The sequence below is a fragment of the Microbacterium sp. PMB16 genome (assembly GCF_051294855.1).
In the GTDB taxonomy this organism is placed as follows: Bacteria; Actinomycetota; Actinomycetes; order Actinomycetales; family Microbacteriaceae; genus Microbacterium.
In genome coordinates this window covers 1,377,007-1,402,769 of record NZ_CP145908.1, presented here as the reverse complement: position 1 = coordinate 1,402,769, position 25,763 = coordinate 1,377,007, and the positions used below count along the sequence as shown (strand labels likewise).

22 protein-coding genes are annotated in these 25,763 nt (G+C 68.3%); 14 read left to right on the top strand and 8 right to left on the bottom strand.

The window, feature by feature from the left end; all coding sequences use genetic code 11:
* Positions 1–60 precede the first annotated feature (60 nt).
* The 3 genes from V5D55_RS06695 to V5D55_RS06685 all read right to left on the bottom strand — a co-directional run bounded on the left by V5D55_RS06695 (position 61) and on the right by V5D55_RS06685 (position 7,643).
* Positions 61–2,514: an FG-GAP-like repeat-containing protein gene (locus tag V5D55_RS06695; RefSeq protein ID WP_435748600.1), complete on the bottom strand. Its 2,454-nt coding sequence runs from the start codon at positions 2,512–2,514 to the stop codon at positions 61–63.
* Positions 2,515–2,597: 83 nt separating this feature from the next.
* Positions 2,598–3,770 (bottom strand): hypothetical protein, encoded by a 1,173-nt coding sequence (locus V5D55_RS06690; RefSeq protein WP_435748599.1) that lies wholly within the window; start codon positions 3,768–3,770, stop codon positions 2,598–2,600.
* Between the two features lie 24 nt (positions 3,771–3,794).
* Entirely contained in the window at positions 3,795–7,643 is a 3,849-nt protein-coding gene (locus V5D55_RS06685) for a putative toxin (protein ID WP_435748598.1), read from the bottom strand.
* Positions 7,644–8,125: 482 nt separating this feature from the next.
* Between V5D55_RS06685 and V5D55_RS06680 the strand changes: the two genes are divergently transcribed.
* From V5D55_RS06680 to V5D55_RS06640, 9 genes are all read left to right on the top strand, one after another.
* A complete protein-coding gene (locus tag V5D55_RS06680; protein ID WP_435748597.1) occupies positions 8,126–9,058 on the top strand; it encodes a DMT family transporter in 933 nt (310 codons plus the stop codon).
* 189 nt (positions 9,059–9,247) lie between these two features.
* Entirely contained in the window at positions 9,248–9,952 is a 705-nt protein-coding gene (locus V5D55_RS06675; RefSeq protein ID WP_435748596.1) for a Pr6Pr family membrane protein, read from the top strand.
* A gap of 273 nt (positions 9,953–10,225) precedes the next feature.
* Positions 10,226–11,191 carry an AAA family ATPase gene (locus V5D55_RS06670; RefSeq protein WP_435749269.1) on the top strand — a complete coding sequence of 322 codons (966 nt, stop codon included), beginning with the start codon at positions 10,226–10,228 and terminating at the stop codon, positions 11,189–11,191.
* Between the two features lie 7 nt (positions 11,192–11,198).
* On the top strand, positions 11,199–12,086 hold the full coding sequence (locus tag V5D55_RS06665; protein ID WP_435748595.1) for a DUF58 domain-containing protein: 888 nt from the start codon (positions 11,199–11,201) through the stop codon (positions 12,084–12,086).
* Positions 12,073–12,564, top strand: a complete 492-nt coding sequence (locus V5D55_RS06660; RefSeq protein WP_435748594.1) for a hypothetical protein — start codon at positions 12,073–12,075, stop codon at positions 12,562–12,564. Before V5D55_RS06665 ends, V5D55_RS06660 begins: the two co-directional genes overlap by 14 nt.
* Entirely contained in the window at positions 12,555–13,541 is a 987-nt protein-coding gene (locus V5D55_RS06655; RefSeq protein ID WP_435748593.1) for a VWA domain-containing protein, read from the top strand. The genes V5D55_RS06660 and V5D55_RS06655 overlap by 10 nt, the downstream gene beginning before the upstream one ends.
* Complete coding sequence (locus V5D55_RS06650) at positions 13,538–14,635, top strand: VWA domain-containing protein (RefSeq protein ID WP_435748592.1); 1,098 nt, start codon at positions 13,538–13,540, stop codon at positions 14,633–14,635. The genes V5D55_RS06655 and V5D55_RS06650 overlap by 4 nt, the downstream gene beginning before the upstream one ends.
* A 55-nt stretch (positions 14,636–14,690) precedes the next feature.
* On the top strand, positions 14,691–15,440 hold the full coding sequence (locus V5D55_RS06645; RefSeq protein ID WP_435748591.1) for a hypothetical protein: 750 nt from the start codon (positions 14,691–14,693) through the stop codon (positions 15,438–15,440).
* Complete coding sequence (locus V5D55_RS06640) at positions 15,434–16,582, top strand: DUF4064 domain-containing protein (protein ID WP_435748590.1); 1,149 nt, start codon at positions 15,434–15,436, stop codon at positions 16,580–16,582. The genes V5D55_RS06645 and V5D55_RS06640 overlap by 7 nt, the downstream gene beginning before the upstream one ends.
* Before the next feature lie 77 nt (positions 16,583–16,659).
* On the opposite strand, the gene V5D55_RS06635 is transcribed toward V5D55_RS06640, so the two are convergent.
* The 3 genes from V5D55_RS06635 to V5D55_RS06625 form a co-directional block, all read right to left on the bottom strand.
* Complete coding sequence (locus V5D55_RS06635; protein WP_435748589.1) at positions 16,660–17,655, bottom strand: hypothetical protein; 996 nt, start codon at positions 17,653–17,655, stop codon at positions 16,660–16,662.
* Positions 17,656–17,719: 64 nt separating this feature from the next.
* Positions 17,720–18,688: an alpha/beta hydrolase gene (locus tag V5D55_RS06630; protein ID WP_435748588.1), complete on the bottom strand. Its 969-nt coding sequence runs from the start codon at positions 18,686–18,688 to the stop codon at positions 17,720–17,722.
* 157 nt (positions 18,689–18,845) lie between these two features.
* Positions 18,846–19,553 (bottom strand): ZIP family metal transporter, encoded by a 708-nt coding sequence (locus V5D55_RS06625; RefSeq protein ID WP_435748587.1) that lies wholly within the window; start codon positions 19,551–19,553, stop codon positions 18,846–18,848.
* A 104-nt stretch (positions 19,554–19,657) separates the two neighbouring features.
* On the opposite strand from V5D55_RS06625, the gene V5D55_RS06620 reads away from it, so the two are divergent.
* The 3 genes from V5D55_RS06620 to V5D55_RS06610 are packed head-to-tail and all read left to right on the top strand — an operon-like array spanning position 19,658 to position 21,535.
* Positions 19,658–19,888 (top strand): AbrB/MazE/SpoVT family DNA-binding domain-containing protein, encoded by a 231-nt coding sequence (locus tag V5D55_RS06620; protein WP_435748586.1) that lies wholly within the window; start codon positions 19,658–19,660, stop codon positions 19,886–19,888.
* Positions 19,872–20,288, top strand: a complete 417-nt coding sequence (locus V5D55_RS06615; RefSeq protein WP_435748585.1) for a PIN domain-containing protein — start codon at positions 19,872–19,874, stop codon at positions 20,286–20,288. Before V5D55_RS06620 ends, V5D55_RS06615 begins: the two co-directional genes overlap by 17 nt.
* Positions 20,288–21,535 carry an MFS transporter gene (locus tag V5D55_RS06610; RefSeq protein ID WP_435748584.1) on the top strand — a complete coding sequence of 416 codons (1,248 nt, stop codon included), beginning with the start codon at positions 20,288–20,290 and terminating at the stop codon, positions 21,533–21,535. Before V5D55_RS06615 ends, V5D55_RS06610 begins: the two co-directional genes overlap by 1 nt.
* Here the strand turns inward: V5D55_RS06610 and V5D55_RS06605 are convergent.
* Together V5D55_RS06605 and V5D55_RS06600 are read right to left on the bottom strand one after the other, a co-directional pair.
* Positions 21,500–22,342, bottom strand: a complete 843-nt coding sequence (locus V5D55_RS06605; RefSeq protein WP_435748583.1) for an NAD(P)H-dependent oxidoreductase — start codon at positions 22,340–22,342, stop codon at positions 21,500–21,502. The two genes, V5D55_RS06610 and V5D55_RS06605, sit on opposite strands and share 36 nt — an antisense overlap.
* Entirely contained in the window at positions 22,339–23,688 is a 1,350-nt protein-coding gene (locus tag V5D55_RS06600; RefSeq protein ID WP_435748582.1) for an MFS transporter, read from the bottom strand. Before V5D55_RS06600 ends, V5D55_RS06605 begins: the two co-directional genes overlap by 4 nt.
* A gap of 96 nt (positions 23,689–23,784) precedes the next feature.
* On the opposite strand from V5D55_RS06600, the gene V5D55_RS06595 reads away from it, so the two are divergent.
* Together V5D55_RS06595 and argG are read left to right on the top strand one after the other, a co-directional pair.
* Positions 23,785–24,192: a winged helix-turn-helix transcriptional regulator gene (locus V5D55_RS06595; protein WP_435748581.1), complete on the top strand. Its 408-nt coding sequence runs from the start codon at positions 23,785–23,787 to the stop codon at positions 24,190–24,192.
* 68 nt (positions 24,193–24,260) lie between these two features.
* The gene (gene argG, locus V5D55_RS06590) at positions 24,261–25,694 is read left to right on the top strand and encodes an argininosuccinate synthase (protein ID WP_435748580.1); all 1,434 of its coding nucleotides are present in this window, start codon (positions 24,261–24,263) and stop codon (positions 25,692–25,694) included.
* The last annotated feature ends 69 nt before the right edge of the window (positions 25,695–25,763 follow it).

The following is a 25,763-nucleotide window of genomic DNA, read 5'->3' as shown; positions in this document are numbered from 1 at the left end:
TTCAAGATGCGCTGTTCGGGGGCGATCAGGTGATGGTGTGTGGAGGAAGGAACGTGGTGCTCAGCTCAGCAAGCGGAGCGCGTTCCAGCCGGAGTTGAGGTTCGTCGGGCCGGTGAATCCGGTCCCGGTGCCGGAATAGACCCAGAACTCGCCGGCCGTCGATCGCGCGAGGATGTCGGCCTTGTTGTCGCTGTTGTAGTCGACACCGCCGGTGATCACGGACATCATGTTCCAGCCGCTGCCGACCTGCGTAGGCGCCGTCAGGTTGGTGCCGTTCCCGGGGAACTGCCAGAGCAGACCGTTGGAGTCTCGAGCGACCAGGTCGCCCTTGCCGTCGCCGGTGAAGTCACCCGCGAGAAGCGCGGTCATGTGCCCCCACCCGGCGTTGAAGTGCACACCGGCCAGGAAGCTTCCGGCGCCCGTCCCCGCGTAGAGGAAGATGTTCCCGTTCGTTCCGCGGCCGATGAGGTCGGCGTGGTTGTCGCCATTGAAGTCAACGCCTCCGGTGAGAAGCGCCGTCGCCGGCCAGCCCGATCCGATGAGGGACTTGTTGATGAATCCGTTCGCCCCATTCCCCTCGAAGAGCCAGACGGTCCCGTCGGTCCAGGTCGAGACGATGTCGCCCTTGCCGTCGGAGTTGTAGTCGCCGTGCACGATCGCCGTGGCGCCCTCCCAGCCGGCGCTCCCCGTCGACTGCTGCTGCCAGCCGCCAGCCCCGTTTCCGAGGTAGAGATACAGCTGGTGGTTCGATGCCGAGACCGACAGGACATCGGCCTTGCCGTCGCCGCTCACGTCGAACGAGGGTTTCGTCGCCGGTGCTGCCGCGGCGATTGTGCCTCGGTATTCGAAGTGATTGTGCGTGCACACGTCGTCGAACTGAGACCATCCCGCGGGTACGGCCACGCGCGGGCGGCAGTTGAGCTGGCCGATTCCGGCGGGTGCGGGCAAGGCGGCGAGCATCGCGGTGCGCAGAGCCTGGTCCTGGGCGGTGTTGCCTGTCGAGGCGACGCCGTTGACGACGCTGATGTCGACCGCGTATCCGCCGCCGTTTCGTGCGTGGTAGCTCGTTCCCGCAGCGCCCGGAGTGATGCAGTACTCGTTGAGTGCCGTGATCGTGATCGAGAAGGACTGGTCGACGACAACCTTCTTCAGCGCCTCCAGGAGGACCGGATCGATGGTGCAGTTCCGGACCTGGTTGTCGACGACGTTGCCTCGCACTCGGCCCGCCGCGTAGGCCTGGAGCTGTGTCATGATCGCCGGCGCCGCGGTCACGCGGCCGCTGTCGATGATCTGCTGCGCGAACGCCTGAACCGCCGCGGGCACTGCGATCGAGTCGAGGCCGTTGCGGATGGTGGTCGCGACCCACGGGGCGAGGACGTCGGCCCTGGTGGAGGTGACGGATGCCGTGCCGGCGGGGATGCCGGAGCCGTAGCATCCGGCCTGCGACGACTGCGAGGCCACAGCGACGATCTTCTTCGCGCCATCGATGGTGCGGATGCCAGGGGCACCGCCATCGCCGACGCAGAGAGCAGCAGCGGATGCCGACGCGGTGAGGTTCGCCGCGGCGACCGCCGTGACCGGGTACGTGTTCGTGTGTGAAGCGAGCGGCACCCAGACGTTGTTCGTGCGGCCGAAGCCGGTGAACGCGACATCTTGACCCACTGTCGGAGCCGTGGTCGCGAGAGGGAGCGGGGTGATGTCGTCGACCGGGGTCGCGAGCTTCACGAGGACGGCATCCTTACCGGCACCGGCGGGTTCGACGTGGGACACGGCGATGCCGAGTGCTCCCGTGCCGCTGGCGGTCCTGTCGTTCGCAACATCCGGGCCGAACAGGACCCGGGCCGGTGCCGCCGGGGCGCCGGCGTCGACCGTGGCCGGGTCCGTGGCGAAGCAGGACGCTGCGCTGAGGACCCACGAGCGATCCACGAGGGTTCCCGTGCAGGAGCCGAGCCCGCTGCGGATCTTCGCGATCGCCGTGCGCGGGTGCGTGGTGGTCGTCGCGGGGACGTCGACGGCGGGATCCGCCTGAACCTCGAGGACGACGATCGTGGACTCGCCCGTGTTGGCGACGTCGACGCTCCCCCGCTTGAGCGGCTGGACGGTCGCTTCCTGCTCGGGACCACCGGCGACGGAGTACGTGACTTCGAGGGGCTGCGCACCAGCCTTCACACCGAACGAACTCTCGATCTCGAGGTTCAAGACCGCCGGACGGAACACCGCCTCGAAGCACACCTTCGACAGGCGACCGTCGACCGTGCGTTCCACGATCACGGGGTTGGTCACCGACGTGCACTCGACGAGACGGAGACCGCCGTTACCGTCCTTGAGAACCAGCCCATTCGCCGGCCCGACGGAGGCACCATCCGGGTAGGCGCCGGTCTCGACGAGATGACCAGGGGCATCCGCGGCGACCGCCACAGACGCGGGGCTGGAGACAAACAGCGTCGCGAGCAGCGCAGCGGCCACACCGGCCGCGCCGATGCGCGTACGTCGGCGAAGATTCAACGGCAGCATGAGGAGCCTCTCTCAGAGGGAGCAGCGCGAAAAAGCGCGAGCTCGATGATTCGAAACGTGGAAAGGAAGGCGCTCGGCCGCACTCAGCGGTTCTCATCTGTCGAGGACGCACGCGCGTAGTTGCTCTCGATGCGCCGCCACTCTGGTGAGCCTTGCGCGGGCGCTCGAAGGGGATCTGGCATCAGATGGGCCTGGTCGTAGGGCCTCCGATAGTTATCAGGGTTCGATACAGGGAGCAACTCAAAAGGCACCCATGGAGTCTCAATGAGCCACGACTCGATTTCAGACGCCTCTGCGGGTTCTTCCGTCCAGCGATGTAGCGAGCCCACCGATCCATCCTCGGTAACACCTGCTGCAAGGTGCGGCCGGACCAGCTCTGCATACTCGGACGAGAACCACATCAACCATTGCGGCCTGGGGGGCATCCCCGCCCAGGCTCCACGCACAGCCGGCACTATCGCGGTGTCGAGCTTCGACGAGTTCACCTCGGCGAACGCGAAGAAGCTTCCTGTCTTGACCGCGACCTCGCTGAGAAATGCTTCGACAGTGCCAAGCAGTCGCTTCTTCGTCAGATGATCCAGATCGAAGCTCACATGAAGCTCCTGATACCTTGCCTCAAGGCTGTTGGTCCATCCGGATACCGACCCGTACTTGATTGCCGTCCCCTTGAACAGGAGCGGCGACACATCACACTCTTCCCGGTAGACCCGCCCGAACTGCGACGGCTCGTCGCGGGGGAACTTTCCCTGAAACGGCTCATGAGTACCGAACCGCGTCGGTACGGCCGCAGGAAAATGCTCCTCGGCCGCCTCGAGGAATTGAGCCGCAAACTCTTTGGTATCGTCGCGCTGTCGATACCAGCACAAGTGCAGGTACAAGCCCGCAGTCACCTTGGTCGACGGCGGCGACGGAGTTCGAGCGTGGCTGTGATTCTTCGCCTGCGGGTCCACGAGCACGCCGTCGACAAACGCAGCCAGTCTCTCGGAGAACCGTCTCGCGAAGGGAACATTCTCGGACGCACTCCCCTGGACGACCATCTGATAGAGCACAGTCGGCCTGGCACTCCGGACCTCGTCCGGCATGTCATCCGGTTCGATCGTGAACGGGCCGTCGATTGTGAAACAGTATGCTCCGGACCCCACGCGGCTCACGGAGGTGAGCTGCCCATCAGCCGGATCGACCTGTGCAGTCAGTCCGTCGACGGTCAGGATCAGCTCAACAAGCTGCGGTGCTGCGAGCACCTTTGTGGCGTACACCTCGAAATCCTGTGACACGACCGTTCAGCCCTTTTTCAAAGTTGCACAGTACGATTCCAGCACATTGCCGGAGAGATCACCGTTCACCGTTTCCGGCAGGTGCTTGATGAAGAACGTCACTGGTCCGCCCTTTACGCACAACGCTTCGATGAGTGGCGTGGACAGTTTTGTATCCGGCCGCACAGCGAGAATGAAGTCCTTACGGCCAGTCGCCTCCGTCAGTTTGATCATGTCGCGAATCTGGCTGCTGTAATACTGCCGATTCACATTCTTGACTTCCATGATGTGCAAGAGCCCGGCCTGGTCGGCAATTCGATCTCTCTTCAGCCCGTACTCGACCTTGTCGAACATGTCCTTCGTGGTGCCCGGACGAATACCGGCAGCGTATTCGCCGTGTTGACCCTTGATGTTCGCGTTTGCGCCCGGAGGATTCGTCAAGTTGCTCGGGCCGATCGGCTTGCAGCTATTGCCCATGACGCTGATGCCGGACGTCGATACGGATGAGGAGGCTCCGGCGGCTGCGCCGAGCCCGCAGGCCGCTCCCGCAAGATCGACGGCCTTGTCCTTGTTCTTCTTGAGCAGGCTGAACGCGTCGCCGACCTTGTTGACGAAGCCGATGACCTTGTCGGCGAGCTTCATGATGAGCGGGATGGCCTCGATGACCTTGGCGAGCTTGCCCCACGGGACGAAGCCGACGAGGGCCATGAAGCACGCACCGATGTCACCCTTGGTGACGCAGTCCATGATGTCGGTGACGCCGATGAGGTCGAGGAGGACCTTGCCGCCCTCCTTGATGATGAAGTCCAGCACGGCGTTCGGCTGCGTCAGCGCGTGAGCATCCTTGAGCCGCTTGACCTCGGCGTCGCCGCCCAGCGCGTAGGCGGCATCGATCTGCGCCTGCGTGAGCTCGCCCTCCTTGCCCGCGGGCGGCGGGAAGTTGTCGGCCCCGTCCTCAGCCCGCTGCTTCGACGCGGCGATCTCCTGGGCTTCGGTCGCGGCGTTCACCGCGGCCTGAGCGTCTTCACCCGCGTCTTCTGCCGACTTTGCTGCGCGACTCGCGGCGTCGTTCGCCCTCGACGCTGCGGCGCTGGCCGACTGCGCCGACGACGTCGCCTGGGCGGCGAAGCCGTTCGCCTTCTTCGCGTCCGCGGTCGCGGCGTTCAATGCCTGGTGTGCACGCTGCGATGACTGACGAGCCTGGGTCTCCGACGCCGTCGCCTGGGCGGCAGAGGTGGCCGCCTTGGTCGCCCAGCTCTGCGCTTCCTGCGCGTATCCCTGAGCCTTCCTGGCGCTGTCCTGCGCCTCGGCTGCCGCCTTCCGTGCCGTCGCCGCGGCCTGCTCGGCCAGCGCGGCCGCCTGACGAGCTGCTGCCGCCTGCGAGTCTGCGAGGTGGAGCATGCTCTGCATCTGCGCGACATGCGCCGCCGTGTCCTGATCGCGCTTTGCGGCGTCGAACTGTCCCTGCTCGAGGAACCTCTTCAGGTCGGCCTGCGAGCCTTCCAGCGCGATATTGGCCGCCGCCTTGAGCTCCGGCCCGCCCGAGCTGCTGAGAGCGAAGGCGGTGGCTCGCTGATCGATCTCCCGAGCGTCGTACTGGCCTTCGGCGATGAACTTCGCGAGAACCACGGGATCGTCAGCATCGAGGGCACGGTTCGCCTCGCGCTTCACGGTCGGACCGCCATTCGTCGCCAGCGCGAATGCGGTCTGACGGTTCTCGAGATCTCGGATCTCGGGCAGCCGCTCCGTGAGGAACTCGGCAACGTACTCCTCGCCGTTCTCCAGAACGTCGTATGCCTCCGACTGGAGCTGAACGTTGCTGCCTTCGTACAGAAGCGCTTTCGCCTCGTCCCACTGGTCCTGCTCGAGCGCGACGTCGTATCCGTCCTTGAAGAACTCCACGATCGCTTCGTCGTTGCCGACGATCGCCCGCTCTGCCGCAGCTGCGATCCACGGCGTACCCGACGTGATCAGCGCCACGAGTGCGGAGCGCGCCTCCGGCAGCAGCTCCTGGAGGTTCGCGCCCGATGCGGTGATCTTGGCGAGGAAGGCGCTGCTCTCCGCGACGGCCTTGTCGGCCTCCCTCTTCGCGTCCTCCTCGAGCTTCTTCGCCTCGGCTTCTTCGTCAGCGGCCAGAGCCGCCTGCGCCAAGCCGAACTCCTCTTCGGCCGCGAGCCGTTCGGCGTCGGCCTTCCGGGCGAGCGTGAAGATCGCCTTCGCGAGTTCGACGGCCTCCGTCGCATCTGCGGCTGCGGCTGCGGCTTTCGCCGAGGATGCCGTCGCGCGAGTGGCGGCCCCCTGAGAGATGTTCGCCTGGTCGGCGGCAGTGTCAGCCTCGATCGCAGCTGCCCGAGCATTGTCGGCGGCCCTGGCTGCCGCATCGCGGGCCTGCTGGGCGACATCCGACGTCTCCGCGGCGAGGCGATCGACGCGTGCGATCGCCGACGCCGCGCGATCCTTGGCGGCGTTCGCCTTCGCTGCTGCGCTCCGTGCCTGCGCTGCCGCAGACGACGAGACTCCCGAGGCCTGCGATGCCTCCATGGCATAGCCGGCCGCTTCGCCGGAGTAGCCGGCCGCAGCGCCAGCAGCTTCCGACGCACGCGTCGCTGCTTCCGAGGCGACTCGCGCCTGCGCGGCGCTCTTCTCGGCCTGCTGCGCGCGCGCCGCAGCGTCGCGGGCCTTCTCGGCTTCGGCACGTGCGGCAGCCGCGTTCCCTGCCTGACCGGCAGCGGATGCCGCGGAGCTGTCGGCGTTCGCCGCCGCGCGGTTCGCGCGGGCCGCAGCAGCAGCCGCTGTTCCGGCGGCGCTCATCGATGCGTTCATCGCCTGATGCGCGGCCGCAGCGGCCTGCACCGCCTGGTCGGCGGCGTCAGCGGCCTGTCCGGCGAGTGCGGCTGCACGGCTGGCGGCGGCACTCGCGGTCTGGGCGTTGCCCTGTGCGGCAGCGGCCTGCTGGGCGGCGCGTTGCGACGCCTCCTTCGCCAGCCGCGCGGACAGAACCGCCTGAGCTGACGCGCTGTCGGCGTTGCGACGCTCCTCCTGGGCCACCACGTTCGCGGCGATGACCTGTTCCGTCAGCTGAGCGATCGTCGCCGACTCGGCGTCGCGCGCTCCGGCGACGAACTGTCCGTACCGAAGGAAGTCGGTGATGGCCTGAGTGTCATCCGACCCGTCCGGGAGGGTGGCGTCGAGGGCGGCCTCGGCAGCCGCGACGACACTCGGCGAGCCGGTCGACGCCAGAGCGTAGGCTGCGGCGCGGTCGTCGATGACCTGAGCGTTCTGCTTCCCCACGAGGAGGAAGGTCGACACCGCGGTGGGGTCGGCCGAATCCAGGGCCTTGTCGGCCTCGCGCTGGACCGTGGGCGAACCGCTCTCCGCGAGCACGAACGCCGCAGCGCGGTCATCGATCGCCCAGGCGTCCTTCCACCCCTCGGTGACGAACGCGCGGAGCTTGTCCGGGTTGTTCTCCGTGAGCACGGCCTCGGCCCGCTCGCGAACCGAGCGCCCGCCGGCGAGGCTCAGGCGCAGCGCCATGAGGCGGTAGTCCTGGGCGATCGCCTCATGCTGCCCCGTGGAGAGGAACTCCTCGATGCTCTGCCCGCCCTTGAGCAGCGCCTGCCGCGCAGCCGCCTGCACGGCCGGGCCGCCGTCGGTGAACTGGGTGACGACGCCCGGGGCGTCGGTCGCGGGAACGAACAGCCCATCGGCTGCCGCCACCTGCGTGCGGACAGCAGACGCTGCCGACGCCGCAGAAGCCTCGAGGGGCTGGAAGAGCCCGACCGCGACGATGGTGGTCATCACCATCGCGACGAGGGCGAACGGCAACCGCCGGGTGGGGACGAGACGCAGGCGTCGGCGCTGGGGACTGGACATCATTGCGGAACTCTTCTCCGGGTGACACGAGGGAGGCGGGACATGCCGCCTCGCAACCTCGGCGCGCTGATGACGGCGCCCGCGAAGAGTCCAGCGGCATGCGAACATGCCACCTGCGAAGACACGCAAACCTGGAACTCGAAGCGGGACCGTCACGCTTCAACCGTGGGTTTGCGGCGGTACTAGTTGGTGACTTTATCCGTCAGCTGTGAGTCTGTCTGTCCCCCGAAAGGCCTACTTGACAGGCGCATCGGGTCGTGCAGTGTGCACATCTGTCGCCATCCGAAGTCGCTTCGACTTCGAGCTCCCGGCGGCGGTTTCCCATGTCTAGCTGAACGTCCATGCTCACGTGGCAGTTTGTGCTGGTTGAGAGGCGTTGAACTAGCAGAAAGTGCCACGCGAGCGAGCCACGCTTGGCGGAAAAGAGACGGATGCTGTCGCGCCAGGCGATCGCCCATGTCGGAGGCCCCTGCCAGGATCGGAGGATGCCAGAAGCAGTGTCCGGCGAACCCGGAGTCCGTGCGAGCGCCACCGCGCCGAAGAAGCAGGGCGCGCTGGTCCTCCTCGCCGCCCTGGTCACCGTGGTGCTCTGGGCGTCGGCGTTCATCGGCATCCGCGGTGCCGGGCCGCACTACGACCCGGGCGCACTCGCCCTGCTGCGCATGGCCGTCGGCACACTGTTCCTCACCCTCATCGCCGTGCGCCACGGCATCCGTCTTCCGGAGCGCCGCCACTGGTGGCTCATCGCCGTGTGGGGTGTCGGGTGGTTCTGCGTCTACAACCTGGCGCTCAACAGCGCCGAGCGCACGCTCGACGCGGGCACCGCCGCGATGGTCGTGAACCTCGCCCCGCTCATGGTCGTCGTGTTCAGCGGGCTGTTCTTGCGCGAGGGGTTCCCGAAACCGCTCGTGATCGGTGCGCCCATCGCCTTCCTCGGCGTCGTGCTCATCGGCATGAACTCGTCCTCGAGCGCAGGCCCTGACATCACCGGCCTGCTGCTCGCGCTCCTCGCGGCCGTCATGTACGCGGGCTGCACCCTTCTCCAGAAGCGCCTCCTCAGCGCCGGCGCCGACGCGACCACGCTCACCTGGCTCGGAGCCATCGCCGGCACGGTCGCGCTTCTCCCCTGGGTGGGCAGCCTCATCGGCGCGCTGCAGTCCGCACCGCTCGACGCCACGCTCTGGGTCGTGTATCTCGGCATCTTCCCCACCGCCGTCGCGTTCACGACCTGGGCGTATGTCCTGCAGCGCAGCACGGCCGGCCAGACCTCGGCCACCACCTACGTCGTGCCCGCCATCGCGATCCTGATGTCGTGGGCAATCCTCGGCGAGGTGCCGACGCCGCTGATGTTCCTCGGCGGCGCACTGTGCCTGCTCGGCGTTCTCGTCACCCGGATGCGCTGGAGCCGGCGCGCGTAAACGGCCCTGGAGCGGTTTTCGAATCGCGCAAATGGCTACTTCCGAGGCGGAAAAAGACCCATTTGCGCGATTCGAAATGGGGAAGTCTTTCAGCGCTCCCCGATGACGTTGCGCGCGAGGCCGACACTACCGATATACCGGTGCGGCGGTCCAGACATCGGTTCCGCTACAGTGACCGGCGGAGGCGAAATGAACACCTGGTGGCCTTACGCACGACTGGCAGCATCCGCTCTGGCGCTGGCTGCCGTCATCGCCCAGCTGAGCCGCTCGATCGAGAACGCGGTCGCGAATCCGACCGCCTGGGGCAGCCACATGCCCACGGTCGCCGCCAACTTCCTGAGCTTCTTCACCATCGAGTCCAACATCCTCGCGGCGATCGTTCTCGCGATCGGCGCGATCTGGGCACTCCGCCGCCGTGACAAGACGGATGCCGAACCGCAGTGGTTGGCGATCCTGCTGCTGTGCGCCAGCACCTACATGATCGTCACCGGCATCGTCTACAACACCCTGCTGCGCGGCGTCGTGCTGCCTCAGGGCGTCACCGTGCCCTGGTCGAACGAGGTGCTCCACGTCGTTATCCCGCTGTTCCTGCTGCTCGACGTGCTGTTCGCACCGCGACGCCGTGCACTCGGATGGAGCACGATCTTCGTCGCAGCGATCTTCCCGATCGTGTGGGCCGTCTACACGCTGGTCCGCGCGAACCTCATCATCGCGCCGGCCACGGGCGACCACTGGTGGTACCCGTATCCGTTCCTCGACCCGCACCTCGTTCCCGGTGGCTACCTCGGGGTCTCGGCCTACGTCGTCCTGATCGCCGCGATCATCATCGGCGCCGCCGCGCTCGTCGTCTGGGTCGGCCGGAAGCGGGGCTCCCGCTCTACGCCCACGGCGTGACCTGGGCACCGCTGCCCGCCTGGAGCGTCAGGGGATACGGTTACGCTGGTCCGCGGGGGATGGCTGTGAGGCGCATTCCCCGTTGAACGAGGGAGCCCCCACATGAACGAGCCCTACGCGCAGGACCCGCAGACGAACTCCGCGCCTCCGCCCCCGCCCGTTCCCGGATATCCGCCCGCTCCCCCGGCACCCGGAGCACCACCCGCCGCTCCCGAGGGCGCGACCCAGGGCGTCTCGGGTTCGAAGAACCAGAGCGCACCGACGGATGCCGAGATGTCCCGCGCCGCGAGCGTGCTGAAGGTCATCTCCGACTCCTACTCGGCGAAGATGGTGGGCCAGGACCGGTTGCGGATGAGCCTGCTCGTCTCGCTCATCGCGGGCGGCCACATCCTGCTGGAGAGCGTCCCTGGACTCGCCAAGACCACCGCCGCCAGCACCCTCGCCGACACCGTGAAAGCGCAGTTCAAGCGCATCCAGTGCACGCCCGACCTGCTCCCCAGCGACATCACCGGCAGCCAGATCTACGAATCCGCGACCGGCTCGTTCCGCACCGTGCTCGGCCCGGTGCACGCGAACTTCGTGCTGCTCGACGAGATCAACCGGTCGAGCGCCAAGACGCAGAGCGCCATGCTCGAGGCGATGCAGGAGCACCAGACCACGATCGGCGGCGAGATCCACCCGCTCCCGAAGCCGTTCCTGGTGATCGCGACCCAGAACCCCATCGAGCAGGAGGGCACGTACGAACTGCCCGAAGCGCAGATGGACCGGTTCCTGCTCAAGGAGATCGTCGAGTACCCGAGCCCGGCCGAGGAGTTCGAGATCCTCAGCCGCATCGACTCCGGCGTGCTCGACCCCGACCGCCACGTGACCAGTGCCGTCACCCTCGATGACGTACACCTGCTGCAGGACGTCGCCGGCCGCGTCTACGTCGACCCCGCGATCCGCAACTACATCGTCTCGATCGCCTATGTCACCCGCAATCCCGCCCCCTACATCGGCGAGGAGCGCGCCCGCCTGATCAAGTACGGCGCGAGCCCGCGTGCGAGCATCGCATTCCTGCAGGCGTCGCGCGCTCTGGCGCTGCTGAACGGCCGCGCGCACGTGCTGCCGGAGGACATCCGCGCCCTCCGCCATCTGGTGCTGCGCCACCGCCTGCTGCTGACGTTCGAGGCCGACGCCGAGGGCATCCGCAGCGAGGAGATCATCGACGAGATCTTCGCCGCCGTCCCCACACCCTGACCTCCCCATGCCCAGCCTGATCACGCAGGTGAAGAGCAAGCTCTTCATCCACTCGTCGCGCAAGTCGCTGCACGCGCTCGACGGCGCGTACGCGTCTCTGCTGCACGGGCGCAGCCTCGACTTCGAAGACCTGCGCAAGTACGAGTACGGCGATCAGGTACGCGACATCGACTGGCGCGCGACCGCCCGACTGGGTGCGCCTCTGGTCAAGCGTCACCGCGCGATGCGCATGCACACGATCATGTTCGTCGTCGACACCGGCCGCTCCATGACGGCGCTCGCACACGATGAGCAATCGAAGAAAGACCTCGCGATCCTCGCCACCGGCGTGCTCGGCGTGCTCGCACTCCGCCACGGCGACGACTTCACGATGGTCTACGGAGACGCCGAGCGCGTGCGGCGGCGCGCGCCAGGGCGCAGCGAGGGTGCCCTGGAACACGCCCTGCGCACCATCGACAAGGCCATCGGCGAGAGCACAGCCCCGAGCGACCGCGACGCCCTGCTCACCTACGTCACGCGCACGATCTCGCGGCGCATGATCGTCGTCGTGATCACCGACGAGGCGCCGATCACCGACGAGACGGAGCGGATGCTGCGCCGCCTGCGCGTGCAGCACGACGTGCTCTGGCTCACCATCCGCGACGCCGATCCGGTGCTGGACCACAGCACCCGCACCATCCGCAGTGACGTCGACAGCCGGTGGGATGTTCCGGACTTCGTGCAGGGCGACCTCGGCATCGTCCAAGAGCTGGTGGCGCAGACCGAGGCGGATGCCGCACACCTCGCAGAGACCCTGAAGCGCATGGAGATCAGTCACTCCGTGCTCGAGGGGCAGGACGACGCGGTTTCGCAGCTGCTCCAGTTGTTGAACCGGAGGTCTCATGCCGGGATCTGACGAGCTCTACCCGCCCGCGCAGTACGGCTGGGGATGGATGCTGCTGGCATTCGGCATCCTCGCCCTGCTGGTGCTCGGCGCGTGGCTGCTGATCGTGCTCACCCGCCCTCGTCGCAGCTTCTCCGTCGCCGGCACGGCGCCGGAGCAGAGTCCGCTCTTCGTCGATGTGCTCTCGCAGCTGCGCACCGAGTACCTCGACCGCATCCAGATGGTCGAGACCGACTACCGGGAACGCAAGCTCTCCGCCCGCAACGCGAACCTCGAGCTGAGCCGGGTCGTACGCGCCTTCGTGAACGAGTACAGCGGTCTGGAAGCGCCCGTGCTGGCACTCGACGACCTCAAGGCTCGCGGCGTGCACCCCGCTCTCATCGACGCGATGGGGCGGCACTACTACCCCAGCATCTTCCGTCAGGGACCGGCGATCGATCCCCTTGCGGGCGCCGAGGCCGCGCGAACGGTGGTGCGGTCGTGGCACTAGCGAACTTCTGGATGATCCTGGTGGCGCTCGGGATCGCGGTCCTCGCCATCGGGATCGGACTCGCGCTGGGGCTGCGCCGCCGCGGGCGCGACGCCGACGGCGACCGGGCTCGCGTCGCGCGCGCGGAGCGACTGCGCACCCTCCCGACGTTCCGTCAGGCGCTGCTGCGCCGGGTGATCGCGCTCTCCGGCATCCTCGTGCTCGGCATCCTGACCACGGTCGCCGCGGGCGTGGTCGCCGCCCGCCCGATGTCGTCGCAGACGATCCAGCCCGTCAACACCAGCCGCGACATCATGCTGTGCCTCGATGTCTCCGGGTCGATGACCGAGGTCGACGTCGAGGTGCTGAGCGTGTTCGAGGAGCTGCTCGAGGACTTCGAGGGCGAGCGCATCGGGCTGACCATCTTCAACAGCTCGCCCGTGCAGATCTTCCCGCTGACCGACGACTACGACTTCATCCGCGAGCACCTCGCCAGCATCAAGGCGAGCTTCGACTACGTCGATGAGATCCCCGAGCACTGGGTCGGCACGCTCAACGGCGAGGGGGCTTCGTTGATCGGCGACGGGCTCGCCGCCTGCACGATGGGCTTCGACCGTCCCGACGACGATCGTTCGCGGTCGGTCATCTTCGCCACCGACAACGAGATCAACGGTGCCTCGATCGTGACGCTCGAAGAGGCCGCGGGCTACGCGAAGTCGAAGGGCGTGCGGGTGTTCGCGCTGAATCCGGTGCAGGGCAAGGACGCCGAGGTCAGTGCGGAGCTCTCCGCCGCAGCCGAGACGACCGGCGGTGCCGCGTACGGCCTGCGCGACACGACGACCGTCGCCGACATCGTGACCCAGGTGCAGGAGCAGGAGGCGACCGAGCTGCGCGGCGAGGCGCAGGTGGTCTGGACCGACACCCCGAACCTGTGGATCGTGGTGCTGTCGATCGCGCTCCTGTCGTTCATCGTGGTGTTGTGGAGGGTGCGACTGTGATCTTCCAGCCCGTTCTCCATCCGCTGCTGCTCGTGCTGCTCTTCGCCCCGGTGGCTGCGGTCGTCGTCTGGGTGATCCTGCGCGGTGGCGGTGCTTCCACAGGCTCGGGCTCTTCGACAGGCTCGGGCTCCGGGCGACACCGCACGCTGTGGTCGCTGCGCCTGGTCATGGTGCTCGCCTGCTTCGTGATGCTGCTGCGCCCGGGGCTTCCGGGCGGTGCCACGCAGACGCTCGCCACCGACACCGACATCGTGCTGGTCGTCGACACGACGGCGAGCATCGTGGCCGAGGACTGGGCCGACGGGGAACCGCGTCTCGACGGTGTGCGCGAAGACGTGCGCGCGATCGTCGCAGAGTATCCGGGAGCCCGGTTCGCGCTGATCACGTCGGATGCTGCGGCCGAGGTGCGGATGCCGCTCACGACCGACACCACCGCTCTGATGGGCTCGCTCGACGTGCTGCGACCCGAGGTGACGAGCCAGTCCCGCGGCAGCTCGATCGGCATCGCGGCGCGGCTGCTCTCGGACACGCTCGCCACGGCCGCGGACTCGTCGCCCGACCGTTCGCGGATGGTGTTCTACTTCGGCGACGGCGAGCAGACGGTCGATTCTGCGCCGGAGTCGTTCGCGTCGAGCGCCAAGTACACCGACTCCGGTGCCGTGTTCGGCTACGGCACCGCGGAGGGCGGGCCGATGCGGATCAACTCCGGAGGTGTCGACCCTTCGTCGGGCTCAGGGACCGGGTCCGGTGACTACATCGAATACCAGGGCGAAGACGCGCTCTCGGTGATCGACGAGAAGAACTTGGCGGCGCTCGCCGAACAGCTGGGCGTCGAGTACGAGCACCGGACCGCGGATGCCGCGCCGACACTGCCGGAGGCGCCGTCGACCACCACAAACTATGCCGAGTCCGGCGAGGTCGGCAACGTGACGGAGCTGTACTGGATCGCCGCTCTCGTCATCCTCCTGCTCCTCGGCTTCGAGCTGACCAGCGCCACGATGCTGATCGCGCGGCTGCGCCAGCTGCGCGCGCCGGCCCCCGGTCCGCTGCGCCCCGGCCCCAGCCACCCCGGTCCCAGCCACCCCGGTTCCTGAGCGAGCGCAGCGAGACGAAGGGCGCCCGCACGACGCCCGGCGAAGGAGGTGCGTCATGACCTCTCACGACGAGGCCGCGGCAGCCCTGCTGCGATCGAACCGCCGACGCCGCAGCATCCGTCGTTGGGTGGCGATCGGCACCCTGCCGCTCACGCTCGTCGCGCTCTTCTTCGTGGGCAAACTCCTCAGCATGTACGCGTTCGCGCACCAGGCGATCAGCTCTTACGTGGTCGACGACTATGCCGGCTCCGAGGCTTCCGCCCGCGGGCAGGAGTTCCTGAACTGGTTCGAGCCCTACAAGGCGCCGTTCAACGTCGGCACGGCCCTCGGCGCGGCGGAGCAGCTGCCCGAAGCCCGGGCGAAGCTCGAGGAGGCTCTCGAGCTCGCGACCGGCCTGGAGGTCTGCGGCGTGCGGATCAACCTCGCGCTCGTCGTGGAGCGGATGGGCGATGCGGCTCGAGCCGACGGCGACGGCGCGACCGCGGCCGAGCTGTACGGCGAAGCGCTCACGATCACGGTCGAGACGCCGGAGGAGTGCAACAGCGAAGAAGCGCAGCAGCAGTCGTCCGATCCGCAGCGCGACATGTCCGACTCGCTCGAGAGCACCGAGGAGCGACTGAAGCAGAAGCAGCAGGAGCAGGAGCAGGAGCCCCAGCCGGAGGAGGAGCAGCCCGAGGAAGAGGAGCCGCAGCCGTCGGAGGACAAGCTCGAAGACCTGAAGGACAAGCTCGAGCAGGGCACGCAGGAGCGCGACCAGCAGCAGGGCGACGAGCCCGGCGGCACGGGAACGGACAAGCCATGGTGATGGATCACGAGAAGCAGCGGGCGCGGTACCTCGCGGGCGCCGAGGGTGCGCCGCCCGTCCCGCCGCCCGGAGGCTACCGGGGTGCTCGCCGCCAGCAGGGGCCGACCGGTCCCGTGCAGCCGGCGTACGGGGTGCCGGCGTATGGGGCGCCGCAGCCTCCCGCGGGTATCGCGACGGCGACGATCGATGCCGAGAAGAAGCCAGCGAACGTGCTCGGGTGGATCGCGCTGGCGGCATCCGTCCTGTTCGCCCTCATCCTGCTCGTCACGCTCCTCGCCGGCGGCACCGACATCCTCTACGGCGTGACGATGCTGGCGCTGCAGCTCGTGGTCGTCGCTGTGATCATCGCCGCGCTCTTCTCGGCCCGCGGACGGATGCTGGGCGCGATCGCGCTCATCGTCACGATCCTGTTCAACGTCGCGACCGTCGGCGGCATGAGCGCCTTGCAGACCTCGGCATCGGGCAACTACGAGGGCGTCAAGACCGAGGAGCAGAAGCACGAAGAGGCGTATCCCGCCATCAAGGGCACCGATCCGCAGCAGACGCTGAGCCAGCAGTCGCTGGAAGAGGTTCGCGCCCAGGCCGACGAGCTGTTCGCCGACATCCGGGCGCGGCTGACCGACGAGTTCGGATACACCTGGGTCGAGGTCGGCGACGAGGATCTGCGCCCGGAGCGCAACGGCTACGGCGGGGAGTCGATGCTCGTCGAGTTCACCTCGAAGGGCTGGGCGACGAACGAGCCGATCCAGGACTACAACCGCAAGCTCGAGGTCATGGCCGCGATCGACGATGTCGTCGTGGATCACGGGCTGTGGGACCTGTACGCGTTCAACGATCCGACGGTCTCGGGCATGGATCCGACGATGATCGCGAAGCTCTACGGCAGCGACGACCCTCGCACGCAGGACACCTGGGAGCACTACACCGAGAACTATCCGGATCCGCTGCGCTTCTACGCCAACATCTACGACCTCTCGAACGATCCGGACGGCGGGTTCCGCACGGCGCGAGAGGCGCAGCAGGCCCGCACGGGTGAGCCGCTGGAAGGGCTGCAGCTCTTCGTGATCGCCAGCGGTGTGCTCAGTGAAGCCGACCGCGCCGAGTTCGAGAAGAAGCTCGAGGAGTACCCCGGCTTCGACTGACACCCGCCTTCGAATCGCGCAACTGGTGCCTTCGGAGGCCGGATCACCCCCAATCAAGCGATTCGAAAGGCAGTGCCTCACCCGGCGAGGCGCAGCAGCATCCGCGCGAGAGCGAAGCGGGTGTGTCCGCGGGAGGTGCGCGGGTCGTAGCCGAGGGTGTCGACGAGCACGGTCAGGCGGTCCTGCACGCTCGAGTGGTGCCTGCCCAGGCGGATCGCGGCCGCCCGCATGCTCTGCTCGTCGGCGACCGCGTCGAGCAGTTCGAGACTGCGTTCGTCGAGTGACGCGAGGGCTGCGGCATCCGGATGGAGCGGACGGGAATCCGCCGCCTCCGCGACGAGCAGGAACGCGCCGAGGTCGGCGGCAGCGACCGTCGGCTCGGCGGGCGAGGTGAGCCGTGCGGCGACGAGGGCCGACGACCAGGATCCGGGCAACTGCTCCGCGGTGACGGCTGTGCCGAGGCCCCGCCGAACGTCATCGGCCTCAGCCCACGCGTCTTCCACCGCAGCATCCGCCGCCAGGATCGTCGCCCTGGTCAATCCATGACGCGTGGCGATCACGGCAGACGGATGCTGCGCCAGGGGCATCGGGTCGGGCGGCGAAGCCACGACGCGCAGCTGCCCGACCGGCAGCCGCAGGCGGGCGAGCGCGGCGACACGCTCATCGGCCCCTGCGAACGAGCTGATGGCGAGCTCGACCGCACTCTCGGTTCCGGCCGATCGGCGAGCGCGGATAATGCCGAGCGCGAGCGCCAGCCTCTCGAGGATCATCGCGTCGTTCGTGTGCGCCTCGCCCTCGCGCTCCATCCAGGCGACGGCATCCGGTCCGCTCTCCCGCAGCATCCAGCTCTCGCCCGGGTCGACCGGGTCGGCGCGCACGCCGTCGGCGCGCACCCGGACGATCTGCCGACCGTCACGATGGCCGACCGTCGCTCCGCTGAGCATCGCGGCTCCGCGCAGCATGCTCTCGACGCCGACCGAGCGCTCCACGAGCGCGTCGAAGTAGGTGACGACCTTGAGCGTCTCGCTGGCATCCGGGTCGAGGGCGGTGAGCCGCCCCAGCAGATCTTGCATGTCGGGCTCCATCGCGCGGGAGTTCCACCCTACGCCGGGCCACAGGTGCGACCCGGCGGCATGTTCACGCGAGCAGGCGGTTCACCCAGTTGTCGCGGGCGGCGACAGCGCCTTGCGCCACCGCCGCGTGAGGCGCGAACATCTCGAATCCGTGGAAGCCGCCCGCCCAGACATGCAGCTCGGCCTGCACCCCGGCTTCCCAGAGCCGGCCGGCGTAGGCGACGTCTTCGTCACGGAAGACTTCGGCGCTGCCGCAGTCGATGAAAGCCGGAGGCAGGCTCGTGAGATCGGTCGCGCGTGCGGGAGCGGCGTAGATCGAGACGTCGGACCCACCCTTGCGGTCACCGAGCAGGGCGGTCCACCCGGTGATGTTCGAGCCGCGGTCCCAGACGCCGATGCCGTCGATCTGATTCGTCGACACCGTCTCGTCGCGATCATCGAGCATCGGACAGATGAGGAGCTGGCCGATCAGAGCCGGACCACGACGGTCGCGGGCGAGGAGCGCGGTTCCGGCGGCAAGTCCGCCCCCGGCACTGGCGCCGCCGATGAGCAGCCGGGTGGGGTCGATGCCGAGTTCGGCGGCGTTCTCCGCGGTCCAGACGAGCCCGGCATAGCAGTCCTCGACGGGGAACGGATCGGGGAACTCCGGCGCGAGCCGGTACTCGACAGTGACGATCACGCCGTTGAAGCGCTCCACCCAATCGAGGAAGGAGACGACACCGAGCCACCGGTTGCCGATGATCATGCCGCCGCCATGAGTGTGGAAGAAGCCCGGCCCAGTGCCCGTGCGCCCTTCCTTCTCGATCACGGAGACGACGATCGCATCACCCCCGTGCCCGGCGATGGTCACATCGCGCCGCGTGAAGCCGCGCTCGTCGAGGACGGCGAAGATCTGGTCCTCTCCGCCCGTGGGCGCCTGCCGCATCAGCGGAATCATCTCGGTGGTGAAGGTCGTCGGCATCTGGTCGGCGATGAGGACGAGGGCGGCCTCGAGTTCGGGGTCGAAGGGCGGGCGGGCCAGGGTGTCAGTCATCGGAACTCCTTCGTTCGCGCCGTCTGCGTGGCGGCTTCCCGCCAGCATCCTTCACGTCGGTCATGAGCGTAACCCGCCACCCGCACCCGTTCCGGGCCTCGTGCGCCGCCACCTGGCGGGCCCCCGGCCGGGGGCGGTCTTCCCGTTCCGGTCAGCGTCAGGATGACAGCGCCAGGCCTGCGGCGAGCGCGAACCCGAGCACGGTCGCGAGGCCCGTGGACTCCTTGGCCTTCGACTGCGCCTCGGGCACCATCGAGTCGACGAGCATCACGAGCAGGGCTCCCGCGGCGAAGCCGCTCGCGACCGTGCGGAAGCCGTCGCCGGTCACCGTCGCCAGACCGAACCCCGCGACGGTCGCGAGAGCGCAGACGACCGCGACGCCGGCCCAGAGCAGCAGCACTCGCGAGCGGGCCATGCCGCCCTGCAGGAGGTCGGCGGCGGAACCGATCGATTCCGGAAGGTTCGACACGAGGATGGCGACCACGAGGGCCACGCTCACCGGCTCGCCCGATGCGAGTCCGATACCGAGCACGAGCTGTTCCGGGATGCCGTCGAGCAGGGCACCCACCGCGAGCTGGCCGCCCCCGGCTTCGCCCTTCTTCTTGGCCGCGCGGGCATCGAGGATGCGGGCGGCGATGTAATACGCGAGGGCACCGGCGGCCACTCCGCTGACGAGCGGGATGGCGCCTCCGCGCTCGAGCCCCTCCTGCCAGAGCTCGAAGGCGATGGATGCCATGAGCGCCCCGGCTCCGAAGCCGAGCACGATGCCGAGCCAGCGCGGCGGCCACTTCCGCAGCATCGCGAGCACGGCGCCGACGAACAGGGGCGACGCCGCCACCACACCCCACAGGATTGCTTCACCCATGACGGACCTCCGTCGAACACTCTGGCACGGTGCGGGGCCCGAAGTACTCCCGTATCTTGTGGATCACCCTGAACCTCGAACCATTCGAGTGGTAACCTGATGGCATGCGCACCACCATGGACAAGGCAGGACGGGTCGTGATCCCTTCTCAGATCCGTGAGCGCCTGGGACTCGTCCCCGGGCCTGTAGATCTGATCATCGACGGCACAGGAGTACGTCTCGAGGTGGAGGCACGTGGAAAGGTCGTCGAGGAGGACGGCATCCTGGTTATCCAGGGCGGTTCGGGACTAAATGCCGACGACATCCGCGAGTTGCGTCTTGCCGGCCAACGCTGACGTCCTCCTCGACACCAGCGCAGCGGTCGCTCTCCTCGACGGTTCCCACCCGGCCCATCACGCCGTGAAAGACGCGACACAGGGGCTGGTGCGCGGACTGGCCGGACACGCGCTCATCGAGACCTACTCCGTCTTGACGCGGCTTCCCGGCGATGCCCGCCTCAGCCCGGAGCTCGCCGCGCAGGTCATCGCACGCGCTTTTCCCGCATCCGTCTCCCTCCCGGCTGGGGAGGCGTTGAGTGCCGTCTCGACTTTCGCCGACACCGGAATCGCGGGCGGCGCGGTGTACGACGGTCTCGTTGCTCTCGCGGCGCGAGCAGCCGCGACACCTCTGCTGTCATGCGATCGACGCGCGATCCCGACATACTCGGCCCTCAAGGTCGACGTGCGATTGCTCTGATGACCGACAGACCAGGCGAGGTCCTCCGCCTCCCCGCCTTCGCGCTGTACTGGTCGTCATCGACCCTCGGCGCATTCACCGGGGCGGTGAGCGTCCTCGCCTTCCAGGTGCTGATCGTCAAGACGCTGAACGCCACGCCCCTCGAGATCGGGCTGCTGAACGCCGCGAACGTGGTGCCCTACCTGCTGTTCGGCCTGATCGTCGGGGCCCTGATGGACCGGTGGCGCCGCAAACCCGCGATGGTCCTCGCGAGCATCGGCCGGGCGCTCGTGCTCGGCATGATCCCGGTGCTGTGGATCACCGAGACACTGACCGTGTGGTCGTTCGGTGCGCTGTTCCTGCTCTTCGGCGCGCTCACCCTGATCGCCGACTCCGCCGCGCAGCCGATGCTGCCCCGGCTCGTGCCGCGCAACCAGCTGGTCGCTGCCAACGCACGGCTCGGACAGGCGGGCACGGTCGCGCAGACCACCGGCCCGGCTCTCGGCGGAGCGATCGTGAGCTGGCTCGGCGCCCCGATCGCGATCCTCATCGACGCCGTCGCGTACCTGGTCAGCGCCGTGATGCTGAGCCGCATCAGAGTCGACGAGCCGAAGGCCGAACGCCGCACCGACGGACGCCACATCGGCCACGACATCGTCGAGGGTGTGCGGTGGACCTACTCGCACCGCACGCTCGCTCCGATGGCCGCATCGGTGAACGTCTGGTTCCTCGGCAACAGCATCGCGCTCACGGCGTTCGTCCCCTACGCCCTCCGCGAGCTCGACCTCGGCGCGCTCCTGTTCGGCCTCGTGCTCGCGATGGGCGGAATCGGCGGATTCCTCGGGGCGGTCCTCGCACCGATGGCCGGCAGGCGCTTCGGAGTCGGCGGTGCGGTGCTCGCCGGGCGCGCCCTGTCGGCGCTCGCCTGGCTCGCGATACTCGTGCTCCCGGCATCCGCGGACGTCGCGATCATCGCGATCCCGCTCGGCATCGGGCAGTTCCTGTTCGGCCTGGGCATGGGGCTCGAAGACCCGAACGAGATGGGCTACCGGCAGGCGGTCGCTCCCGACCAGATGCAGGGACGCCTGAACGCCTCGATCCGCACCGTCAACCGGATCATGTTCCTCATCGGCGCGCTGATCGCCGGCGGACTCGCCACCGCCTTCGGCTACCGCGTCACCATCGCGGTGAGCGTGGTGATCTTCGTGGTCGCCGCACTCATCGTGCTGTTCTCACCCCTGCGCGCGGCACGACACGAAGACATCTGAGCCTCCTCGCTGCGGTCCATGGCCGCCCGTGCGATGGATGTCGAGATCGGTCCGGCCGGGGAGGATGTCGGCCCGCAGGGCCCTCGTACCGCGGTAGTCGCCATCCTGCAGGCGGCGATAGGGACGATCCTGCGTCTCCGCGCGGATGCCGGTGAGGCGCTGATCGAGGCGGCCGAGCTCGCGATCGATGCCGTCCGCGTCGAGCCCGTCGGCGTCGTGCACGACGTGCAGGTCGAGCGGTTCGATTCCGGTGTACCAGAGCGTGCCGTGCGTCACGGGGAAGAGCAGGGAGTCGATGTCTCCGCTGATGCCGCGAGCGCCGATCGACCGCTCGTCTTCACCGGCGGTGACGATCACCAGCGCCCGCCGACCTGCAAGCGGACCGGCGCCGTAACGCAACGGCATCCCGCTCTCGGGATCGACCGTCCCGTAAGCGAACCCGTTCGTGAGCACGCGGTCGAACCACCCCTTGAGGATGGCCGGAACCCCGTACCACCACAGCGGGAACTGGAAGACGAGCAGCTCGGCGGCGGCGACCCTGCGCTGCTCCTCGACCACTTCAGCGCTCAGCTGTCCTGCCGCTTGAGTCTCACCCATGAGTTCCACGACGTTCCCCGCACGACCGAACGGCTCGCCGAGATCCTTCGCCGACAGCACAGGGTCGAACCCCTGCGCGTAGAGATCGGCGGTCGTCACGTCGTAGTCGCGCGAGAGGGTTCGCGTGCCCTCCCGGAAGAGCCGGGCGTTGAACGAGCTCGGCTGCGGGTGCGCATGGATCCAGTGCGCGGTCGGGCGCGCGGCACTCACGACGCCACCTTCCCCGCGCGGGCCAGCGGCATGATCGCCGCCGCAGCCACGACGACCGCCGCGATCAGCAGGGCGACCGTGAATCCGCTCGCCCCGAGGATCGAGGAGACCGTGCCGAGCACGGCGATGCCGAGTCCGCCGCCGAGCGCGAAGCCGACCTCCTGGATGGCGCCCACCTGGCCGGCGTCGTCTTCCGTGGTCACGTCGAACAGCGCCGTCGCGGCGAGCGTCGCCCCGATCCCGAAGCCCAGGCCGACCAGCAGGAGCGGGAGCGCGACCAGCTCGGGGTCGAAAGCGAGCCACGCCAGCCCCACGCCCTGCACCGTCAGGGCGAGCACCGTCAGCGCATTCGCGCTCAGCATCCGCAGGAACACGGGCGCGAGGACGCCGCCGAGCGCGATGGCCACCGCCTGCGGCAGGATCGCGATCCCCGCTTCGGCCGCGCTGTGGCCGCGCCCGTCCTGCAGGTGGAGACTCACGAGCACGACGGATGCCGACGCCACTCCGCTGCTCGCGACGATGCGGGTGATCGCGGGACTGAATCCGGGCACGCCGAAGAGTCGCATATCGATGAGCGGATCCCGCAGCGCCCGCTGCCGGCGGATGAAGAAGATCAGGGTCGCGACGGCGATGACGCCGGCCATGGCCGCGGGGGCAGGAGCGGCGAGCACCTCGTGCAGCGCGAAGACCAGCGCTCCGAGGGCGACGATCGACGACAGGATGCTGAGGATGTCCCACGACGCCGCGCGGGAACTCCGGGAGTCGGGGACCAGCCAGATCGCGAGCACCCCGGCGATCACGGCGAGGGGCACGCTGCCCAGGAGGAGCCAGCGCCACCCGGGCCCTTCCGTGACGATTCCGCCGAGCACCGGGCCGAGCGCACTGCCGGCGCCGAACGTGGCGGTCCACAGCCCGTAGGCGAGCACGCGCTCACGGGCCTGATAGTGGGCGCCGATCGTCGCGACCACGCCCGCGACGACGAAGGCTTCCGCCACCCCGAGCAGAGCCCGGACCGCGATCAGCACCAGCCCGTCCTCCGAGAATCCCCCCACGACGTTGAGGGCGGCGAACCCGGCCAACCCGATCAACACGATGCGCTTGCGACCGAAGGCATCGCCGATCCGCGCCGCGAGGATGAGGGTGGCCGCGAGCGACAGGGAGTAGATGTCGACGAGCCACAGGGCTCCGCTGTCGGTGAGTTCGAGGTCTCCGCGGATGGCCGGCAGGGCGGTCGAGACGCTGCTGATCGCGAGGGCTCCGATGAGGATGCCGAGTTGCAGCGGGATCATCGCGAGCCAGGGGTGGCGGAGCGGACGGGAGGTGGCTACGGGGGTGGTGGACGTCACGGTCTCAGTCTGATGTGATGGTACAGAAGCATCAAGTACGGTCATTCGTGATACATAGTGACCGTTCGGATACCAAGGCCGACGAAAGGCGAGTCCATGCGTGAGAAGACGGAACGCATCGTGCGCGAGTGGACGGATGCCTGCGACGCGGAGGTGTCGATCGCCGTTCTCGGCGGCGCGTGGAAGCCCAGCATCCTCTCCCTGCTCGGCGAGCACGAGGTTCTCCGCTTCGGCGAGCTGCGCCGGCTCCTGCTCGAGCCCACCGCCCGTGTGCTCACGCGGCAGCTTCGCGAGCTCGAAGACGACGGCCTGATCACCCGCGAGGTGTACCGGCAGGTGCCGCCCAAGGTCGAGTACCGACTGAGCGACCTCGGTCGCGGCGCCGAAGCCCTGATCGACTTCCTCACCCGGTGGGGCGGCGAGTACGCCGCGCACCAGAGGCAGATGCTGGCGGAACCGGCATCCGTGAGCGGCGAGCGTCAAGAGGAGCCGGTTTCGGCGTAGGACAGCCCTGAGGTTGCCGTCGTCATGCGGAACGGGGCGACACGCCGCCCGCGGATAGACTGGAAAGCATGTCCAAGGTCCTCCAGTCCCTGCCCGTCGGCGAGCGCGTCGGCATCGCCTTCTCCGGAGGACTCGACACCTCCGTCGCCGTCGCATGGATGCGCGAGAAGGGCGCCGTGCCCTTCACGTACACCGGCGACCTCGGACAGTACGACGAAGACGACATCGCGTCGATCCCCGGCCGCGCGCTCGAGTACGGCGCCGAGGCCTCGCGCCTGGTCGACTGCAAGACCGCTCTCGTCGAAGAGGGCCTCGTCGCCCTCTCCTGCGGCGCCTTCCACATCCGTTCCGGCGGCAAGACGTACTTCAACACGACGCCGCTCGGCCGCGCCGTCACCGGCACGATGCTGGTGCGCGCCATGAAGGAGGACGGCGTCGACATCTGGGGCGACGGCTCCACCTACAAGGGCAACGACATCGAGCGGTTCTACCGCTACGGCCTGCTCGCCAACCCGCGTCTTCGGGTCTACAAGCCGTGGCTCGACGCCGACTTCGTCACCGAGCTCGGCGGTCGCAAGGAGATGAGCGACTGGCTCGTCGCCCGCGACTTCCCGTACCGTGACTCCGCCGAGAAGGCGTACTCGACCGACGCGAACATCTGGGGCGCGACGCACGAGGCGAAGACGCTCGAGCACCTCGACGTGTCGCTCGAGACCGTCGACCCGATCATGGGCGTGAAGTTCTGGGACCCGTCGGTCGAGATCGAGACCGAAGACGTCACCGTCACGTTCGAGGCCGGTCGCCCGGTCGCGATCAACGGCGTCGAGTTCAGCGACCCGGTCGCGCTCGTGATGGAGGCCAACACCATCGGCGGACGCCACGGCCTCGGCATGAGCGACCAGATCGAGAACCGCATCATCGAGGCGAAGTCGCGCGGCATCTACGAGGCCCCGGCCATGGCGCTGCTGTTCATCGCGTACGAGCGCCTCGTCAACGGCATCCTGAACGAAGACACCCTCGCGACCTACCACGAGCAGGGTCGTCGCCTCGGCCGCCTGATGTACGAGGGACGCTGGCTCGAGCCGCAGTCGCTCATGCTGCGCGAGTCGATCCAGCGGTGGGTCGGCCTCACGATCTCCGGCTCTGTCACGATCCGCCTGCGCCGCGGTGACGACTGGACGATCCTCGACACCGTCTCGTCGAACCTGTCGTACGGCCCCGAGAAGCTGTCGATGGAGCGCGTCGGCGACGCGGCGTTCGGCCCTGTCGACCGCATCGGACAGCTCACGATGCGCAACCTCGACATCGCCGACTCGCGCTCGCGCCTCGAGCAGTACGCGGGCCTCGGACTCATCGGCGGAGCGACCGGCGAGCTCGTCGGACGCGTGACCGCGGGCGAATCGGGTGAGATCACGGGTTCGGTCGAAGAGGTCGACGAGTCGCTGGCAGATGCGGTGGACACGGCATCCGAGGGTGCGGCGTTCGACTCCGGCACGGACTGACCTCAGCTTCAGAAGGGGGCGGATGCTGCGGCATCCGCCCTTTTTCATGCCGTCGCCCGGCGTCGCCGT

What these genes read in the sequence shown, in the direction of transcription:
- V5D55_RS06670 (WP_435749269.1), top strand. Translation starts at nt 10,226, where the DNA reads ATGTCCCGCGCCGCGAGCGTGCTGAAGGTCATCTCCGACTCCTACTCG.
- V5D55_RS06695 (WP_435748600.1), bottom strand. Translation starts at nt 2,514, where the DNA reads ATGCTGCCGTTGAATCTTCGCCGACGTACGCGCATCGGCGCGGCCGGT.
- V5D55_RS06685 (WP_435748598.1), bottom strand. Translation starts at nt 7,643, where the DNA reads ATGATGTCCAGTCCCCAGCGCCGACGCCTGCGTCTCGTCCCCACCCGG.
- V5D55_RS06610 (WP_435748584.1), top strand. Translation starts at nt 20,288, where the DNA reads ATGACCGACAGACCAGGCGAGGTCCTCCGCCTCCCCGCCTTCGCGCTG.
- V5D55_RS06645 (WP_435748591.1), top strand. Translation starts at nt 14,691, where the DNA reads ATGACCTCTCACGACGAGGCCGCGGCAGCCCTGCTGCGATCGAACCGC.
- V5D55_RS06675 (WP_435748596.1), top strand. Translation starts at nt 9,248, where the DNA reads ATGAACACCTGGTGGCCTTACGCACGACTGGCAGCATCCGCTCTGGCG.
- V5D55_RS06660 (WP_435748594.1), top strand. Translation starts at nt 12,073, where the DNA reads ATGCCGGGATCTGACGAGCTCTACCCGCCCGCGCAGTACGGCTGGGGA.
- V5D55_RS06665 (WP_435748595.1), top strand. Translation starts at nt 11,199, where the DNA reads ATGCCCAGCCTGATCACGCAGGTGAAGAGCAAGCTCTTCATCCACTCG.
- argG (WP_435748580.1), top strand. Translation starts at nt 24,261, where the DNA reads ATGTCCAAGGTCCTCCAGTCCCTGCCCGTCGGCGAGCGCGTCGGCATC.
- V5D55_RS06625 (WP_435748587.1), bottom strand. Translation starts at nt 19,553, where the DNA reads ATGGGTGAAGCAATCCTGTGGGGTGTGGTGGCGGCGTCGCCCCTGTTC.
- V5D55_RS06680 (WP_435748597.1), top strand. Translation starts at nt 8,126, where the DNA reads ATGCCAGAAGCAGTGTCCGGCGAACCCGGAGTCCGTGCGAGCGCCACC.
- V5D55_RS06635 (WP_435748589.1), bottom strand. Translation starts at nt 17,655, where the DNA reads ATGCAAGATCTGCTGGGGCGGCTCACCGCCCTCGACCCGGATGCCAGC.
- V5D55_RS06640 (WP_435748590.1), top strand. Translation starts at nt 15,434, where the DNA reads ATGGTGATGGATCACGAGAAGCAGCGGGCGCGGTACCTCGCGGGCGCC.
- V5D55_RS06595 (WP_435748581.1), top strand. Translation starts at nt 23,785, where the DNA reads ATGCGTGAGAAGACGGAACGCATCGTGCGCGAGTGGACGGATGCCTGC.
- V5D55_RS06620 (WP_435748586.1), top strand. Translation starts at nt 19,658, where the DNA reads ATGCGCACCACCATGGACAAGGCAGGACGGGTCGTGATCCCTTCTCAG.
- V5D55_RS06630 (WP_435748588.1), bottom strand. Translation starts at nt 18,688, where the DNA reads ATGACTGACACCCTGGCCCGCCCGCCCTTCGACCCCGAACTCGAGGCC.